The sequence below is a fragment of the Rhodococcus sp. PD04 genome, from assembly GCF_035918275.1.
In the GTDB taxonomy this organism is placed as follows: domain Bacteria; phylum Actinomycetota; class Actinomycetes; order Mycobacteriales; family Mycobacteriaceae; genus Rhodococcus; species Rhodococcus rhodochrous.
Genome location: NZ_CP142143.1, coordinates 4,916,188 through 4,933,542, shown reverse-complemented (window position 1 = coordinate 4,933,542; position 17,355 = coordinate 4,916,188). Strand labels below are relative to the sequence as shown.

General features: G+C 66.5%; 16 protein-coding genes. 3 read left to right on the top strand and 13 right to left on the bottom strand.

Features of this window, described 5'->3' with window-relative positions:
• Positions 1–38: 38 nt before the first annotated feature.
• From U9J23_RS22590 to U9J23_RS22535, 12 genes are all read right to left on the bottom strand, one after another.
• The gene (locus U9J23_RS22590; protein WP_145709760.1) at positions 39–779 is read right to left on the bottom strand and encodes an SDR family NAD(P)-dependent oxidoreductase; all 741 of its coding nucleotides are present in this window, start codon (positions 777–779) and stop codon (positions 39–41) included.
• Positions 780–816: 37 nt separating this feature from the next.
• The gene (locus U9J23_RS22585; RefSeq protein ID WP_326600617.1) at positions 817–1,566 is read right to left on the bottom strand and encodes an SDR family NAD(P)-dependent oxidoreductase; all 750 of its coding nucleotides are present in this window, start codon (positions 1,564–1,566) and stop codon (positions 817–819) included.
• A 38-nt stretch (positions 1,567–1,604) separates the two neighbouring features.
• The gene (locus U9J23_RS22580; protein ID WP_272265910.1) at positions 1,605–2,114 is read right to left on the bottom strand and encodes an SRPBCC domain-containing protein; all 510 of its coding nucleotides are present in this window, start codon (positions 2,112–2,114) and stop codon (positions 1,605–1,607) included.
• Positions 2,115–2,128: 14 nt separating this feature from the next.
• Positions 2,129–2,944 (bottom strand): mycofactocin-coupled SDR family oxidoreductase, encoded by an 816-nt coding sequence (locus tag U9J23_RS22575; RefSeq protein WP_272265908.1) that lies wholly within the window; start codon positions 2,942–2,944, stop codon positions 2,129–2,131.
• Between the two features lie 37 nt (positions 2,945–2,981).
• Complete coding sequence (locus U9J23_RS22570; protein ID WP_272265906.1) at positions 2,982–3,791, bottom strand: MaoC/PaaZ C-terminal domain-containing protein; 810 nt, start codon at positions 3,789–3,791, stop codon at positions 2,982–2,984.
• A 52-nt stretch (positions 3,792–3,843) separates the two neighbouring features.
• On the bottom strand, positions 3,844–4,947 hold the full coding sequence (locus tag U9J23_RS22565) for an alkene reductase (RefSeq protein ID WP_272265905.1): 1,104 nt from the start codon (positions 4,945–4,947) through the stop codon (positions 3,844–3,846).
• A 202-nt stretch (positions 4,948–5,149) separates the two neighbouring features.
• Positions 5,150–6,193, bottom strand: coding sequence for a ferredoxin--NADP reductase (locus U9J23_RS22560; RefSeq protein ID WP_272265904.1), 1,044 nt, complete (start codon positions 6,191–6,193; stop codon positions 5,150–5,152).
• A gap of 71 nt (positions 6,194–6,264) precedes the next feature.
• On the bottom strand, positions 6,265–7,914 hold the full coding sequence (locus U9J23_RS22555; protein ID WP_272265903.1) for a flavin-containing monooxygenase: 1,650 nt from the start codon (positions 7,912–7,914) through the stop codon (positions 6,265–6,267).
• 70 nt (positions 7,915–7,984) lie between these two features.
• Positions 7,985–8,710: an SDR family NAD(P)-dependent oxidoreductase gene (locus U9J23_RS22550; protein WP_272265902.1), complete on the bottom strand. Its 726-nt coding sequence runs from the start codon at positions 8,708–8,710 to the stop codon at positions 7,985–7,987.
• A 28-nt stretch (positions 8,711–8,738) separates the two neighbouring features.
• Positions 8,739–9,680, bottom strand: coding sequence for an alpha/beta hydrolase (locus U9J23_RS22545; protein ID WP_272265901.1), 942 nt, complete (start codon positions 9,678–9,680; stop codon positions 8,739–8,741).
• A 159-nt stretch (positions 9,681–9,839) separates the two neighbouring features.
• Positions 9,840–10,658 (bottom strand): SDR family NAD(P)-dependent oxidoreductase, encoded by an 819-nt coding sequence (locus U9J23_RS22540; protein ID WP_145709755.1) that lies wholly within the window; start codon positions 10,656–10,658, stop codon positions 9,840–9,842.
• A gap of 97 nt (positions 10,659–10,755) precedes the next feature.
• A complete protein-coding gene (locus U9J23_RS22535) occupies positions 10,756–12,132 on the bottom strand; it encodes an MFS transporter (protein WP_145709754.1) in 1,377 nt (458 codons plus the stop codon).
• Between the two features lie 412 nt (positions 12,133–12,544).
• Here U9J23_RS22535 and U9J23_RS22530 point away from each other — a divergent pair, with 412 nt between their 5' ends.
• Positions 12,545–13,573 (top strand): TetR/AcrR family transcriptional regulator, encoded by a 1,029-nt coding sequence (locus tag U9J23_RS22530; RefSeq protein ID WP_272265898.1) that lies wholly within the window; start codon positions 12,545–12,547, stop codon positions 13,571–13,573.
• A gap of 78 nt (positions 13,574–13,651) precedes the next feature.
• Here U9J23_RS22530 and U9J23_RS22525 read toward each other — a convergent pair whose 3' ends face one another.
• Positions 13,652–14,722, bottom strand: coding sequence for a Zn-dependent alcohol dehydrogenase (locus tag U9J23_RS22525; protein WP_272265896.1), 1,071 nt, complete (start codon positions 14,720–14,722; stop codon positions 13,652–13,654).
• Between the two features lie 434 nt (positions 14,723–15,156).
• Here U9J23_RS22525 and U9J23_RS22520 point away from each other — a divergent pair, with 434 nt between their 5' ends.
• Positions 15,157–16,194, top strand: a complete 1,038-nt coding sequence (locus U9J23_RS22520; protein WP_272265894.1) for a Rieske 2Fe-2S domain-containing protein — start codon at positions 15,157–15,159, stop codon at positions 16,192–16,194.
• Complete coding sequence (locus U9J23_RS22515; RefSeq protein ID WP_272265892.1) at positions 16,191–17,348, top strand: acyl-CoA dehydrogenase family protein; 1,158 nt, start codon at positions 16,191–16,193, stop codon at positions 17,346–17,348. Before U9J23_RS22520 ends, U9J23_RS22515 begins: the two co-directional genes overlap by 4 nt.
• The last annotated feature ends 7 nt before the right edge of the window (positions 17,349–17,355 follow it).

Here is a 17,355-nt window from a genome sequence, read left to right as displayed (position 1 = left end):
TGACCATTTCGCGCTCCGCTGCGTCGAGGACCTGTTGATTATTGCGCGGTATAGCCGCCGTCCACGAGGAATTCCCCACCGGTGACGAACGACGCTTCGTCGCTCGCCAGGAACGCGACGAGGCCGGCCACTTCGTCCGCAGTTCCGAGCCTGCCCAGTGGTGTCAGCGTGGCCATCCGTTCCCGTCCTTGGTCGCCGAGGGTGGGGGTGTCGATGAAACCCGGGTGCACCGAGTTCACACGGACACCGTCCGACGCCCAGGCGACGGCCGTGTTCTTCGACAGCGTCCGCACCGCGCCCTTCGCGGCCGCATAGGCCGGAGCGGACCCGAAGCCTCCGACGACGCCGAACATCGAACTGACGTTGACGACCGAACCGTAGCCCGACGCCTTCAGCGCGGAACTCGCCGCACGCTGACCGAGGAAGACGCTGGTCTGCGTCACCGCGATGACCCGGGCGTAGAGCTCCGTGTCGGTGTCCTCGATCAGGTCCGGGTGAGCGATTCCGGCGTTGTTCACCAGGATTCCGAGGCCCCCGAAGGTGTCGACCGTCTCGGCGATCGTCTCCTGCCACTCCGTTTCGGAGGAGACGTCCAGGTGCCGGTAGACGGCTCGACCGCCCCCGTCCACGATCGACTGCGCCACAGCGGTGCCGAGGTCGTCCTGGATATCGGCGACGACCACGGCCCCACCTTCGGCGGCGATGCGTTCCGCGACCGCACGACCGATCCCGCTCGCGGCGCCGGTCACCAGCGCCACCTTGTTCTCGAACCGACTCATCGACCCGCTCCCTTCTCGGAGTTCCGCATGTGGGATGTCAGACTCCGAGAGCGACCCGACCGGCAGTGGCCCCACCGTCGACGATCAGATCGTGCCCGGTGACGTAGTTCGCGTCGTCCGAGGCGAGGTACAGAATGCCCGTGGCCATCTGGGAGGGGTTCGCGGCGTATCCGACGGGCTGGAGCTTGTCGAGGACGTCGACGATGCCCTCCACGTCCGGCACCATGCCGCTCAGCATGGTGCCGGGCGAGATCGTATTGACGCGAACACCTTTGGGTGCGAGTTCGAGTGCGCACGCCTTGGACATCGCGACCACGGCCGCTTTCGTGCCGCAGTAGACGGCCATGCCCTCGGTGGGCAGGTAGCCGCCGTTGGAGGCCGTGTTGACGATGGCGCCGGATCCCTGCTCCGCCATGACGCGACCTGCCGCTCGCGTGCCGTAGAAGATGCCGGCGAAGTTCACGGCGACCACGCGCTCGAAGTCGTCGTTCGTCGTGTCGAGAAGCGGTCCGGAGGCGTGGACTCCGGCGTTGTTGCACATCACGTCGAGTCGTCCGTACCGGGCGACGGTCCCGCTGACGAGAGCGTCGACCTCGGCGGGGTTGCCGACGTCGGTGCGGACGAAGTCGGCGCCGATCTCCTGCGCTGCGGCCTGACCCGCCTCCTGGCTGATGTCCGCCATGACCACGCGAGCGCCTTCGGCGGTCATCAGTTCGGCGGTCGCGCGGCCGAGACCGGAGGAGGCGCCGGTGATGATGACGATCTTGTCCTGCATACGGTGTGCCATGTCGGCCTTTCGGATGGTGGTGCCGGGAAGTGGGAGTGTCAGGCGGTGGGTGAACCGAGGGTGCGCTCGGCGTGGAGTGCCTCGCTGCGCTTCTTCAGTGCGACGGCGGTGTCGTCGAACGCCCGCTTCACCCACACACCGCTGTCGGCCATGATCTGGTGTGCTTCCTCGCCGAGGAAGGCGTCGGTGGAGTAGTAGCGGCACCGGTTCTCGTCGATCGGTTCGATCACCTGATCGCGTCGCGCGGCCTGCGCGGAGACCTCGGTGGGACGGAGTTCCCACGACAGCAGGCGTTCCGGCACCACGGCACAGACGTATTCGGTGTACGGGAAGGTCTCCGTGGCTCCCGAGTAGTCGGCCAGCGTCATATTCACGGGCGCACCGATTTCCAGCGTCGATTCCACCGCGATGCAGAAGGGGTTCCAGCTCGGGTAGTTGTCGAGGTCGGTGAGGACCTCCCAGACGACACTCGCGGGTGCATCGATCTCGACCTCGACGGAGCGAACGGTGGTGGCGGAATCGTATTCGGGGATGGACAGTTCGGTCATCGTTCCTCCGATGATCAGCGGATGAGGGTTCCCAGGTCGACCGGAATCTGAGCACCGGTGATGTGACGGGCTTCGTCGGACAGCAACCAGGCGACGGTTCCGGCGATGTCCTCCGCGTCGGTCGCCTCGTCGGGCAGGGCGTTCATGAAGATCGGACCGAGGGTGGCGGCGTGGTCGGCGATCATCTGCTGCATCTCGACGGGCTGCATGTCGGTGGTCACCCCGGCGGGGTGAACGGTGTTGACGCGGATGCGGTGCTGTCCGAGTTCGTTGGCCAGGGTCTTGCACAGGCCGACGACGCCGTGCTTGCTGGCCGAGTATGCGGCGACGAACGGCAGCCCACGCAGGCCTGCCACCGAGCTCGTCATGACGATGGCGCCACCGCGTCCCTGCTGGAGCAGGATCGGCACGGCCGCCTTGACGGTGTGGAAGACCCCGGTCAGGTTGATGTCGATGGTCTCCTTCCACTGTTCGAGGGCGTGCTCCCAGGTGGTGGCGGCGGTGCAGACACCGGCATTGGCGACGATGACGTCGAGGCCGCCGAGTTCGGCGACGCCCTCCGAGAGTGCCTGCTGGAGCGCGTCGAAGTCGCGGACGTCGACCTCACGGGCGACGATGCGCCGGCCGAGCGCTTCGACCTCCTTGACGGTGACGGCCAGATCATCCGGGGTGGCACCGGGATAGGCGGGGTATTCGAGGGCCTTGCAGATGTCGACGGCGATGATGTCGGCGCCCTCGCTCGCGAGCCGGACGGCTTCGGCGCGGCCCTGCCCGCGGGCGGCTCCGGTGATGAATGCGATCTTGCCTTCGAAGCGGCGTGTGCTCGTCATGATGTTCCGTTCGGAGAGGAAATGGTTGGAGTCCGGGTCACGCGAAGGACGCGTGTCCACCGTTCAGGACGGCACCGCCGTCGGTGGTGACGTCGAAGCGCGCGCCGGTGGCGTCACCCCAGGCGCGGACCTGCGCGGTGTCGCCGGGGAAGACGGGTGCCGCGAACCGGCCGGACAGGGTCTTCAGGTCGGCCGGGTGGGCGCCGAGCATGTCTGCGAGAGGCAGGGTGGTCGCAGCGAGGGTGCACAGGCCGTGCAGGATCGGACGCGGTTGCCCGATGCGTGCTGCGGCGTCGGGATCGATGTGGATGTGGTGCCGGTCGCCGGTGAGGCGGTAGAGCGCGGCCTGATCGGGATCGGTCGTCAGAGTGCCGACGACGGTCGGGTCCCCCTCGGGTGCGAACGGCGCCGACGGGCCGCGATCGCCGCCGAATCCGCCTGCGCCGGGGGCGAACAGCGACCAAGTGGCCACGAAGTAGTCGCTCTCGACGACCACCTCGAAGACCGCGGCACGGCCCTTGTCCCGGACCTCGCCGACTCGCGCCGACATCGAGATCTCGCCGGACCGGGGCAGGGGAGCGAGCACGTCGAGACTCTGGGAGCCGTGGAGAGCGGTCTTCGTGTCGAACGCCCCGAGTGCGCCCAGCGCATCGGGTGCCCACTGTGCCAGGGTCAGGGCGAAGGTGGGCAGGACGCGGAGCCGGTCCTCGAAGACCAGGTCGAGGTCGGTGGCGTGGGCGCCGGCCGCCAGCGCGTACAGGACGGCGTCGCGCTCGTCGTAGCCGACCACTCGGGTGCCCAGGTCGAGGCCACGCCACCGGGTGGGGGTCGACGTCGTTTCGGTCATCGATGGAGATCCCTTCTGGTGTTGTCGGCGCGCGTGTGGCGTATCTGTCGGGTCACACGGTCGCCGAGGTGAATCGCGGATAGTCGAGGTAGCCCTCGGCGCCGCCGCCGTAGTAGGTGTTCGGGTCCGGTGCCGTCAGCGGCCACCCGTTCTGCAGGCGTGCGACGAGGTCGGGGTTCGCGATGAACGGTTGCCCGAAGGCGGCGAGGTCGATCAGGTCCCGCTCGAACAGTTCGTCGGCGTACTCCTGCGTCATTCCGCCGGCGAGGATGATCGTTCCCCGGAACCGGGCACGGAAGGCCGCGAGGAAGTCGGTGTCGAGAAGTCGACCGCCGGCAGGCCGCTGGTCGATGAGGTGGATGTACGCGAGGTTGCGGCGCGACAGTTCCGAGGCCAGGTACAGATAGGTCTCTGCGGCCTCGGGATAGGCGGGCATGTCGAACAGTTCACTGAACGGGGAGAGCCGGATCCCGACGCGGACGGAGCCGAGTACGTCGATCACGGCGTCGACCGTCTCGAGCAGGAACCGGGCACGATCGGTGTAGGAGCCGCCGTACCGGTCGGATCGGGTGTTGGTCGCGGGGTTGAGGAACTGTTCGAACAGGTAGCCGTTGGCTCCGTGCAACTCGACACCGTCGAAGCCGGCCACCTCGGCATTGGTTGCTGCACCGGCGAAGTCGTCGATCACGCGGCCGACTTCGTCGGTGCTCAGCGGGCGGGGATCGCCGACGTCGACGAAGCCGACGTTCCCGTCGTCGGCGAGCGCGAAGATCTTGCTCTCCGGAGCGGACACGGCGCCTGCGCTGACGGGTTGTCCGCCTTCCGGCTGGAGGGAAGCGTGCGACAACCGGCCGACGTGCCAGAGCTGGGCGAAGATCCGCCCGCCCTCGCTGTGGACGGCGTCGGTGACCGTGCGCCACCCGGCGACCTGCGCCGGCGACCAGATTCCCGGGACGTACACGTAGCCTTGCGCTTCCGGGGAGATAGGTGTGCCTTCGGTGACGATCAGTCCGGCGGTCGCCCGCTGGCGGTAGTACTCCGCCGTCTCCGCGGTCGGGATGGCGTCGACGCACCGTGCCCGTGTCATGGGCGCCATCACGAGACGATTGTCGAGGACGAGTGCGCCGAGCAGATGGGTGTCGAACAACCGAGTCAACGCTGTCTCTTTTCTGGAGGAGGTCTACGACTCTTGTTCACGGCCGCGGCGCGGAACTCGACCGGACCGTGGTGTCCGGAGATCGATACACGACGGAAAGTATTGGTATGGAACAGATCTCACTCGGACGAGCCGTGATGGGGATCACTGTAGCCTTTGGCTGCGACAGCGTCAACACATCCGGCCCGTCGAGCGAGCGGGGTCAGAACTCGATCTCGATCGGACCCGAGTCGGGACGTGCCTGGCATCCGAGGATGTACCCCTCGGCAATATCGGACGGATCGAGGATGTCCGACTTCTCCATCACGACCTTCCCCGAAACCACTGTGCACGCACAGGATCCGCACTCACCCGATCGGCAGGAGAACGGCACGTCGACACCGCGGTCGAGCAACACGTCGACGAGGGTGTTGCCGCTCGGCCACCCGAACCGATGCGACTCGCCGTCCAGATGCACGACTGTCTCCACCGCAGAAGCGGGATCGTCGTCGACGAGCGGCGCGGGTGCTTCGAAGGGGTCGCCCGAAAGCGAGACGAACACTTCCTGATGGAAACGCTCAGCGGGAACATCTGCCGCTCGCACCCCTTCGGCGACGCCGTCCATGAACGGCGCGGGGCCACAGACGAACACCTCGTGTGAGGTGTGCTCCGCCGCCAGTGCCGCGAACCTCTCACGTGAAGGGATGCCGTGCACGTCGTCGAACCAGTAGTGGATCGTCAGACGGTCGTCGAACTTCGCGGCGTAGTCCTCGAGTTCGCGGTGGAAGATCACCGAGTTGCGGTCGCGATTGGCGTAGAAGAGAACGACCGACCGGTCGGACCGGAGCAGGACCGTCTTCAGGATCGAGATGATCGGCGTGATGCCGCTCCCTGCCGCGAACAGCAGGAAATCGCTCGTGAAATCCGCCGGCGTGAAGCGGCCCGAGGGCGGCAGGACGGTGAGGGAACTGCCCGGTTCGACGTTGTCGCACAACCAGTTCGAACCGTATCCGCCGGCGGTGCGTTTGACGGTGACCTTCAACTCGTCGTCGATGCCAGGAGCGCTCGACAGCGAATACGACCTGGCGACATGTCCGGTGCGGTCGCTCGGTATCCGGACGGTCAGGAACTGGCCGGGCCGGTACGCGAACAGTTCACGGGAGTTCTCCGGCGTGCGCAGGACGATCGACTTCGAATCCGGGGTCTCTTCGATGACGTCGATGACGGTCAGTTCGTATCCGACACCGACGGTCTGCAAGGTGCTCACTCTCGGTCGCCTGCGCTCTCCGTTGACTACGTTGTTCTCGTGAATTCGACTGTGTGATCCGGAAACCGGACTCAGGACAGGGGTACGCGCTGCTTCTTCTCGAACCCCGTGTACCCCTCGTCCGCGGCGCGGGTGCACCAGTCGGAATAGCGTTGGAAACCACCGACGTACATCAGCAGGACCCGCGGCTTGCCGGGGATGTTCGCACCCGTGTACCAGGAGTCGGTGCGGGAATGCATCGTGCGTGAGGCAGCGGTGTCGACTTCGGCCGCCCATTCGCTCTCCTGCGCGGTGGTGGCGCCGAAGCGGGAGATCTCGTTCTCCTCGAGATGATCGATGGTCCGCAGGATCCAGTCGACCTGCCACTCACCCGTGGTGATCATCTGCGCCAGGACGGACGGGCTGCCGGGGCCGTGCACCATGAACAGGTTCGGGAAACCGGCCGTCATCAGCCCGAAGACGGTCCTCGGTCCGTCGGCCCAGTGATCGGCGAGCCGCGCTCCGTCGACGCCGGTCACATTCATCCTCAACATCGAACCGGTCATCGCGTCGAAGCCGGTGGCGAAGATGATCACGTCGAGGTCGTATTCGGACTCACTGGTGCGAAGGCCCGACTCGGTGACCTCCTCGATGGGATGGGCCCGAACGTCGACCAGGCTCACGTTGTCGCGGTTGAAGGTCTCGTAGTAGCCGGAGTCGATGCAGATCCGCTTGCCGCCGATCGGGTAGGTCTTCGGGCACAGGAGTTCTGCGGTCTCCGGATCGTGGACCATGGACCGGATCTTGTTGCGCACGAACTCGGCGAGGATCTCGTTCGCCTTCGGATCGCTGGAGGTATCGGTGAACGTCCGGATGAACTCGAGTCCGTTCCGGGCGTTCCACGCCCGCTCCATGACCTCTTCGCGCTCTTCTTCGGTGTAGTCGAAGATCGAACGCTGCTCGGCGACATTGCTCATGAGCACCGCGCCGTGGGTGCCGAGGATCTGCTTGCGCCGCTCGGGATAGTTGGCCTTCCACTCCTGCTGGTATTCCGCATCCAGTTTCCGGTTGCGCGAGGGAAGGCTGAAGTTCGGGGTCCGCTGGAAGACCGTGAGGTGCTCGGCGACCGCAGCGACCTCGGGGGTGATCTGGATGCCCGTGGAACCGGTACCGATCAGACCGACGCGCTTGCCGGCGAGGTCGACGCCCTCCTTGGGCCACCGCGAGGTGTGGTACGCCTCGCCGCGGAAGCGATCCAACCCGGGCCAGTCCGGGACGTTCGAGACGTCGAGGCTGCCGGTCGCCGCGATCACGTGCCGGGCGACGAAGCGGTCGCCGGAGGCGGTACCGACCTGCCATTCGTCCGCCGACTCGTCGAAGGTCAGTTCGTCGACGCGGGTCTCGAAGCGGATGTCCTCGCGCAGGCCGAAGCGATCGGCGACGTGGTTCGCGTATGCCTCGAGGTCCGGTTGCGGCGAGAAGTGCTCGGACCACGACCATTCCTGCTGAAGATCGTCGTCGAAGGAGTACGAGTACTGCATGGACTCGATGTCCACGCGGGCGCCGGGGTAACGGTTCCAGTACCAGGTGCCGCCCACGCCGTCGCCTGCCTCCAGGCACACGACCCGACGGCCCTGCTGACGGAGACGGTGAAGCGCATACATTCCGCTGAAGCCCGCGCCGATGACGACGACGTCGAAGCGTTCGGCGGTACGGCCGGCTTCCGGGGTCGAGGTGGACATGTTCCTCCAAGGATCGGATCTGCTTCAGCGGCGCGAGGCGGCCTGCTGAGGAATTCGGGGGTGGGGACTGCTACCCGAGCAGGGAGCCGCCGTCCGCGACGATGTCGGTGCCGTTGACGAAGGACGCGTCGTCCGAGGCGAGGAAGACCACAACGTTGGCGGTCTCCTGCGGGTCGGCCTGGCGCTTGAGACCGGTGGGGGCCTCGGGGGAGCCGGTGGTCGGCGACATGTCGGTGCGGAGGTTGCCGGGCAGCACCGCATTCACCCGGATCTTCGACGGTTCGAGCTCGATCGCTGCGGTCCGTGTCAGTCCGCGCAGCGCCCACTTCGACATGCTGTACGAGCCGTGCCCGGCATAGGACGTCGTTCCGGCGAGCGACGAGACGTTCACGATCGAACCGCCACCGCGAGCGCGCATAGCGGGGGCGACGGCCTGGATGCCGAGGAACGGTCCGCGCAGGTTGACGGCGAGGACCTTGTCGAGGTCGGCGACGGTCTCGTCCTCGAGGAGTTGCTTGCGGTAGATCGCCGCGTTGTTGACGAGGACGTCGAGGCCGCCGAAGGTCGAGGTCGCCAGGGCGACAGTGGCAGCCCAGTCCTCCGGGGAGGTCACGTCGAGGTGGGTGTGGACGACGACGTCTCCGAGGTCGTCGGCGACGGTCTTCGCCAGGTCGTCGAGGACGTCGCCGATCACGACCGAGCAACCTTCGCGCGCGAGTGTCCGGACGATCCGTTCGCCCTGTCCGCGTGCGCCACCGGTGACGATCGCGACCTTTCCTTCGAAGCGGTGCGGCATGATTCTCCGATTCCGGGATGTTCGTGGTTCAGCTGGTCAGTGCTCGCCGGATGGCGGCGGTGTAGTCGGCGTCGATCCGCTGGGAGATCGCGGCCTGGGGGAACACTCCGGACGATCCGTGGAAGGTTCCGGGGTAGAGGTGCAGTTCGGTGGCCACGCCTGCCTGCGTCAACCGCTGGGCGTAGTCGATCCCCTCGTCGCGGAGCGGATCGAAGGAGGTGACCGCGATGTACGCCGGGGGCAACCCGCTGAGGTCGGTGGCTCGTGCGGGGGCAGCGTATGCCGAGGTGGCGGTCCGGTCGGCGTCGGCTCCCAGGTAGTGGTGCCAGCTGTCGATTCCGTTCTGCCGGTTCCACAACGGGGAATCGATGTACTCGGTGGCAGAGGTCGTCAGCAGGCGGTCGTCGAGGACGGGGGAGTCCAGCGCATGGAAGATCACCGCGGGACCGTCGGTATCGCGGGCCTTGAGCGCGACCGCCGCGGCGAGTCCGGCGCCGGCGCTGATTCCGGCGAGGACGATCCGGGTCGGGTCGATCTCCAGATCGTTGTCGCCGGCGACCCAGGTCAGGGCGTCGAAGGCGTCGTCGAACGGTGCGGGGAAGGGATGTTCCGGAGCGAGTCGGTAGTTGACGGAGACCACCACCGCGTCCAGGCTCGCGGCCAGGGCCGACGGAACCCGGACGTCGGTTGCGGCGTCGCCGAAGACGAACCCGCCGCCGTGGAAGTAGACGACGCACGGGAGTGGTTGCGCGGTGCGATCTTCCGGTTCGAACACGACGAGGCCGATGTCGGACCCGTCGGTTGCGGGCGCGGTCCGGTGGTGCACTGCGACGCCTGCGGGTACGGCCGTCATCGGATCTTCGGTCCTCATCGACCGGATGACTGCGCGCGCCTTCTCGGCGTCGGCGACGTCGAGTTCGGGGAGGAATCCCATCATCGGCCGGTATTCGGGATCGACGGCGTAGGACATCGATTCCCCTCCTTGTGTACTGGGAACGAGTGCTCCGGTCGACTGCGACCGGAACTGTGTGACGTGACTGCGGTCACTGCGGCTGAGAGAACTGTAGCCATTGGCTACTTCATCGTCAACCGACAATTGCGATGTTGTCCGGACCGGGCTGGCATCGACTCAGAAACCCGACATGTCGTACGGGTATTTGTTGGTGGCTCCGCCGTCCACGATCATCACCTGGCCGGTGATCGTCCGGGCGAGGTCGCTCACGAGGAAGGCCAGGGCGCTCGCGATGTCGGCCGGCAGCGTCAACCGCTGGAGCGGAATCTGGGTGCGGGTGTTCTCGAGTGCGTCGGGGTCGAGCACTGCCGAGATCCGCGGTGTGACGACGAATCCGGGAGCCACGGCATTGACGCGAACACCGTACTGCCCCAGTTCGATCGACGCGGACCTGACCAGTGAGCCGAGCGCTGCCTTGTAGACGCCGTAGGCGGCGTGCACCGGAGAACTGCCGAGACCGGAGACCGACGAGACGAACGTGACGGACCCTTCGCCGCGGTCGCGCAGCCGACGACCGAAATGCCGCAGTGCGAGTACCGCGTGACGCAGGACGATGGACTCCTCCCAGCGCCAGTCGTCGTCGCTGATGTCGAGCAGGGGGCCGTAACGCGCCATGCCGATGACGTCGACCACGCCGTCGAGCTCACCCACTCGCTCGGCCAACGCGGCCATATCGGAGTTGTCGGTGGCATCGACCTGCTCCGATGTAGCTCGGGAACCGATCTCGGCGCACACCGCGTCGGCGCGGTCCCGGTCCACATCGACGACGATCACCGCGGCACCGAGCTGGGCGAGGGCGTGGGAGACCTGCCGTCCCATTCCCTGCCCGCCGCCGAGCACGAGGTAGCGGCGTTGTGAGAGGTCGAATCGGCTGCGGTAGTCGATGATCCGGTCGCTGTCGGCGGGGCCGTGCGACGGTGCGGAATCCTGGGGCATGGGTACTCCGATCGAGAGAAGAGGCGGCCTCGGGGCCGTGGAGTCATGGGCGTGGCCCCGATGCGTACGGGTGCATCGGGGCCACGATCGGTACGTGTCAGACCAATTTCGGAGCCGGTGAAGGCTCCTCGACCGGATCCGCGTCGACGGATTCGGTGTCACCCGTGATGAGCGAGGCTTCGGGTGCAGCGCTGCTGTTGCTGTTCGGCATGGTGGCGATCACCACGATGCCCAGGAGGGCTGCAGCGCCGACGACGCCGGAGGCGGCGTAGGGATTCCCCGTGATCGCGGTGAACTTCCCTGCGAGATAAGGACCGAGCCCTCCACCGATCGCCGAGCCGAGACCGAATCCGATGGCAGCGCCCGTGTAGCGGATCGCGGCGGGGAATGCCGACGTGAGTGTCGCGTAGACGGGGACGGCGGATGCTCCGGCCAGGCCGACGAGAAGCATGTGACCGCCGGCGGTGACGATCAGGTTTCCGCCGGTGGCCTTCATGAAGTACATGATCGGGAACATCGAGACCAGGATGATGCCCAGGCCGATGACCATGGTGTTCCGGCGGCCGGCCCTGTCGATCAGGAAGCCGGCACCGAAACCGACGAGGACGGCGAAGGTCGATCCGGCGGTGGCGATCCAGGCGGTGACGCCCGGGGCCATGCCGACCTGCTGCTGCAGGAACAACGGCATGTACGCCGGAACCACGTATCCGATCGCGAGGACCGAGGTGCTGAGTGCGATCACCCGGAGCAGGGTCGCGGGGTACCGCGTGACGACCGAACGCACGGGGGAGGACTGGACCTGGTGCGCACCGGCGAGTTCCTGGAAATCGGGTGATTCCTCCAGACGCTTGCGCAGATACAGCACGTACAGCATCAACGGCAGCGACATCATGAGCGGAATCCGCCAGCCCCAGTTCGCCATCGTCTCCTCGGACGTCAGAGTGGTGGTGAGTGCGACGGCCAGGGGAGCGAGGGCGCTACCGAATGCGAAGCCCACCGGGGTCATCGCGCTCAGGATGCCGTAGTTCTTGGCGGAGGCGTGCTCGGCGACGAAGGTGGCCGAACCCATTTGCTCGCCGCCGGCGAAGAAGCCCTGCAGCATGCGAGTGAGTACGAGGAGGACCGGGGCCATGATTCCGACGGTGGCGTGCGTCGGCAACAGACCCATGAGAACGGTTGCCCCGCCCATGCCGGAGATCGTGACGATCAGGGCGAAGCGGCGGCCGTACCGGTCACCGATCCGACCGAAGACGATGCCGCCGATGGGGCGTGCGAGGAATCCGGTGCCGAGAACCGCGAGGGAACTCAGGACTCCGGCCGCGGGGTTGTCGCTGGGAAAGAACAGAGGCGACAGGTAGGCGATGAGGAAGGTGAAGACCATGAAGTCGTAGGCCTCGACGGCAGTTCCGAAGAAGCCTGCGAGCGACGCCCTGCGGGCCAGACTCGGTGACGGCGCGATCTCGGGTGAGTTCATATCGATCCTGTTCGGTTGTGTCCTCCGGTGTGCTCACCGGGAAAGTTCGGCTCCGACTCGGTGCAGGCGGCGTCTCGTGAGCGGACTGCGCAGACGTCGCGGCCTCCTCGACGAGCGGAGGCGTATGTGTCTCCGATTCGCATTCGATGTGGGTCGGGATCCCGACATGAATGTGGTGGTGACGCGGTCGCGCCGAGCCGCCGCCGATCCAGTGACTGTGGTCACAGTAGCCATTGGCTACGCCAGCGTCAATATGTGTCGGCGTGTTGTTCCATCGAGCGGGATGACAGGGCGTCGGAAATTCGCAAAGATGGGGTGCGACATCGGAACACCGATCGGTCGCCGTCTGCACCGGCGAGCGGATTCGTCACGCGAATCCCGCTGTCGCCGATCATGATAGGGTCTGCGGCATATGGAGCACCTCAGCGAGACCGCCGCCTTCGCCGACGACGTCTGGACCACGCCACAGGTGGCGAGCTTCCTGGGTATCAGTCGTCAGGCGATCAACAAGCGTGTCCGGAGCCGGAAGATGCTCGGGTACGCAGGCGACGGGGTGACGCTCTTTCCGGTGTGGCAGTTCGACACCGAGACCCACACGATCCATCCCGAGGTCCCCGAGTTCCTCGCGGCTTTCGACGAGGACATCGAACCTGCTGCCATCGCTCTGTGGGCGATCACGAAGGTCGACGGATTCGATCGGACGCCCGTGGAACTGCTGCTGGATCCCGAGACGAAGGACGACGCGCTGCGGTTGGCCGGCACCTGCACGACCGACTCGATCGAGGAACATCCTGCACTGCAGGCCGAGCCCGACCCGGAGATCGTGGAGAAGAAGGTTGCCGAGTGGAGGCCCACCCGTCCGGGGGCGTCCGGAGCACAGGAGTCCATCCTTCTCGCCGCCGCGGACCTCTTCGCGCGCAAGGGCCCTGCGAAGGTGACGCTCCGGGAGGTCGCGGCCGCGGCCGACGTGTCGTACGGATTGATCCACCGCTTCTACCGCACCAAGGAAAACTTGTTGATGGCGGTGATGGAGCTGCTGGTCAGTTACGGTGGCACGCGTCTGTCGGAGGAGAAGGACGCCTACGCCGCCATCGACAACTCCTTCGGTGCCGACCTCGACTCGGGTCAGTTCGGTCGCATGCTGATGTGGTCGATCTTCGAAGGAATCGCCCCGGATCGATTGATCGGAGAGGCGCGCTCGGGTGGTTACCGCGCACACATCGACGCCTTGTGGAAGAACCCGGTCGAGCCGGAGTTGCGTTCCGAGTTCGATTCGAGTGTGGTGGCGGCTCTGATAGGTCTCGTCGCGTCGGCGTGGGAGGTGTACGAGCCGTATCTCACCGAACTCGCAGACAGCCCCTGGCGCAGTAGCGAAGATGTCCGGCAGGAAGTCACCGAGCTGCTGAAACTGCTCGTCTATGCCTCCCGGCCCAACAGGTAGGACGCTCCGCACATCGACGTGAACCGGAACAGGCGGAAGACCCGTGAGGTCTTCCGCCTGTTCTCGTTGTAGGGCGTATCAGGACGGCATCAGCAGCACGCCGCGGTCGAGCTTCCCGGCGCGGGCGTCGTCCACGAGGGATTCGAAGTTCTCCAGCTCGTAGGTCTTGGTGACGAGCTCGTCGAGGAGGAGTCGGCCGGACCGGTACATCTCCACGTACTTCGGAATGTGCGCGCCCGGGCGTGAGGAACCGTAGCGGCATCCCAGCACCGAGCGGTCCATGTAGAAGGTGGTGGCCGGGACCGACAGCTTGGCCTCGGGTCCGGCGACACCGAGCATGATCAGCTGCCCGCCCCAGTCGAGCATCTCCATCGCCTGGCTGGTGATGGCCTCCCCGCCGACGCAGTCGAAGACGTGGGCGGCACCGCCGTCGGTGAGCTCCCGGATCGCGGCGACGGTGTCGCCGGCGGTCGCGTCGACGAAGTGGGTCGCGCCGAACAGGCTGGTCTTCGCCTCCTTGTCGGGGTTCGTGTCGATGGCGACGATCGTCGTGGCCCCGGCGATGCGGGCGGCCTGGATGACGTTGAGGCCGATGCCACCGGCGCCGATGACGACCACCGAGTCGCCGGGAGCGACACGGGCACGGTTGAACACCGCTCCGGCGCCGGTGAGCACCGCGCAACCGATGAGGCACGCCGTCGACAGCGGAACCTCCTTCGAGATCGGCACTGCCTGCCCGGCCTTGACGACGATGCGCTCGGTGAAGGTCGACAGGGCTGCGTAGTTGTGGATCGGGGTGCCGTCGAGTTCGAAGGGGGTCTCTCGATTGCCGAACGAGGCGCGGCACATCGTCGGACGTCCGGAGGTGCATGCGGTGCACTGACCGCAGGTCGCCAGCGTCGACAGCACAACGTGGTCGCCGACGGCGGGCGTGCTCACGCCCGGCCCGACGGCCTCGACGATGCCGGCGCCCTCGTGTCCGAGGATGACGGGCGTGGGGAAGGGGATCTTGCCGTTGACGACGCTCAGGTCGCTCTGGCACAGGCCGCTCGCGACGATGCGGACCCGGACTTCACCGGGGCCGGGGTCGCGGACGGTGACACCGTCGACCAGCTTGTTGACGGTGCCGTCGAAGACGATCGCTTTCAATTCTCGACCTCGCTGTCGATGGAACCCATCCGGGGCGGTACGCGGAAGCGCAGCGGGATACGGGTGGGAAACGAAGGGGTGGTGGGAAATCCGGGGCCACCGCAGTGGCACCTGTATCGATGTCGGTGATGCTATGGCCGGCGGGTCCGGTCGTCAAGCATGGCGTCGACACCTCCTCCAGCTGGCGAAACAACGAGAAATTCCCGACTTGTTGACGCAATCGTAGCCAATGGCTACAGTGATGCCAGTCACGACACGGGGTTGCAGTGACCTCGGCGATCGAGCAAAGGAAATGTGCCCGGACGCCGGGTGGGCAAGTGTGCCCACGTATGTCCGTCCATTGCGATCCGTGAACACCCTCGTCGTGGAAAGTCTTCTGCGCAGGTGCCGAAAGAGCTTCTGTTGCAACATTTCAGGAGGATGAAGTGTCACCCATGGCCTTATCGATGAAGCCGACGGGGTGGTTCCAGATCGGTTGGTCCACCGACATCGAGGTCGGCGACGTCAAGCCGCTGCGGTACTTCGGCCAGGACCTCGTCGCCTACCGCACCGAGAGCGGCCACCTGGTGGTTCTCAACGCGTACTGCGAGCACCTCGGCGCCCACATGGGCCACGGTGGCACGGTGGCCGGCGACGACATCCGATGCCCCTTCCACGGATGGCAGTGGAGCCCGGAAGGCCGCAACACCTGCATCCCGTACCAGAAGGCCACGAACCGGGTCCGCAGGATCGGTACCTGGTCCACCGCCGAGCGCGACGGAATCATGTACCTCTGGCACGACGCCGAGGGCCGCGACCCGCAGTACGACGTTCCCAGCATCTTCGACCTGTTCCCCAGCTGCGGTACGGCGGACGACTACCACGAACTCGGGGAGGCCGGCCGCTTCCGGAGCGACGAACTGCCGATCCACCCGCAGTACGCCGCCGAGAACGGTGTCGACTTCGCGCACTTCAAGTACGTCCACCGCGCCGACGAAATCCCGACCGTCGTCCACCGCGAGTTCGGCGACACCGACTTCAAGACCGAACTGGCCCTGAACTTCAAGCGCCGCAGCGCCGACGGTTCGTACGAACTCGTCGAAGGCCGTACCCGCGCTTCGCTCCTCGGCCTCGGGCTCGGTTTCTCCCATGCCGACGGCGTCGGCTCCATCTGCTCGCTGACCGCGGTCACTCCCGTCGACGACGAGCGCTCGATCGTGTGGTTCTCCGCGTGGGCGAGCAAGGAGGACGGCGAGGACGAGGCCCGAGTGGCCAAGCGACAGCGGAACGCCGTCGGACAGCTGAAGGCCGACATCGCCATCTGGGAGCACCAGCGCTACACCGAGCCCCCGGGTCTCGCGACCGCCGAGGCTGCGGGCTTCCGCGACATCCGTCAGTGGGCCCGCCGCTTCTACCCCGAAGGTCATCTCGGCAGCGGTGCCGCCGAGCAGACCGCGGGTACCGACGAATTCCAGGCAGGAAACGCCTCATGAGACCGACCCTGACAGAAGAGCACGAGGCCTGGCGCGCCGAGATCCGGGAGTTCCTCGACGCCGAGCTGCCGAAGGAACACGCCTTCAACCCCGAGTTCGACGACGCGCCCGAACAATGGTCCATCGCCGTCGAATTCAGCAAGAAGATCGCCGCCAAGGGATGGATCGGCCTGACCTGGCCGAAGGAGTACGGCGGCAAGGGGTTGACCCCGATCTTCAATCAGATCTTCCTCGAGGAGCTGTACGCGGCCGACGCGCCTCTGATCAACTCCGTCGGCATCTTCCTTGCCGCCGGCACCATCCTGGTGGGTGGCACCGAGGAACAGAAGAAGCGGCTGCTGCCCGACATCGCGAACATGCGCACCCTCTGGGCCGAGGGCCTGACCGAACCCGGTGCCGGTTCCGACCTCGGCTCCCTGCGGACCAAGGCCGTCAAGGACGGTGACGACTGGGTCATCACCGGCGAGAAGGCATTCACCTCCTGGGGGCCGATGTCGGACGTGCTGTACGTGGCCGCCCGCACCGACCCCGAGGCGAGTCTGAGCGCCGGCGTCAGCATCTTCGTCGTCGACCTGAACAGCCCCGGCGTCACCCTGCACCCGATGCGCAACTACGGCGGCGGCGTCCAGTCCAGCACCTTCCTCGACCATATCCGCGTGCCGGCGTCCTCGCTGATCGGTGAGGAGGGCAAGGGCTGGCAGTACATCATGCGTGCCTTCTACGCATCGGGGACGGTCGAACCGATCTACGCGATGCAGGAAGCGCGGCTGCGCGACCTGCTCGAGTACTGCAAGGCGATCCCCGGCAAGCTCGACGACCCGCACGTGAAGGCCGACCTGGCCGAACTCGCCGGCATCGTCCAGACCCAGCGTCTGCTCGCCTACGAGATCATCGGCGACAACACCCACGGCCGCCAGACCCCGTGGGGCGGTGGCGTCCAGCAGGTCGCCGCCAAGGAGTACGAACCGGTGTTCGCGCAGATCTACGACCGGGTGCTCGGCCCGACCAGCCAGCTGCGGTCGGGATCGTCGTACGCCCCCCTCAACGGAAAGCCCGAGGCGTGGTACCGGCAGTCCTTCGCCAACCACGCCGGCGGAACGTCCCAACTCAAGCGGATGGTGCTCGCGACGCGGGGCCTCGGCCTGCCCCGATAGGAGCTGA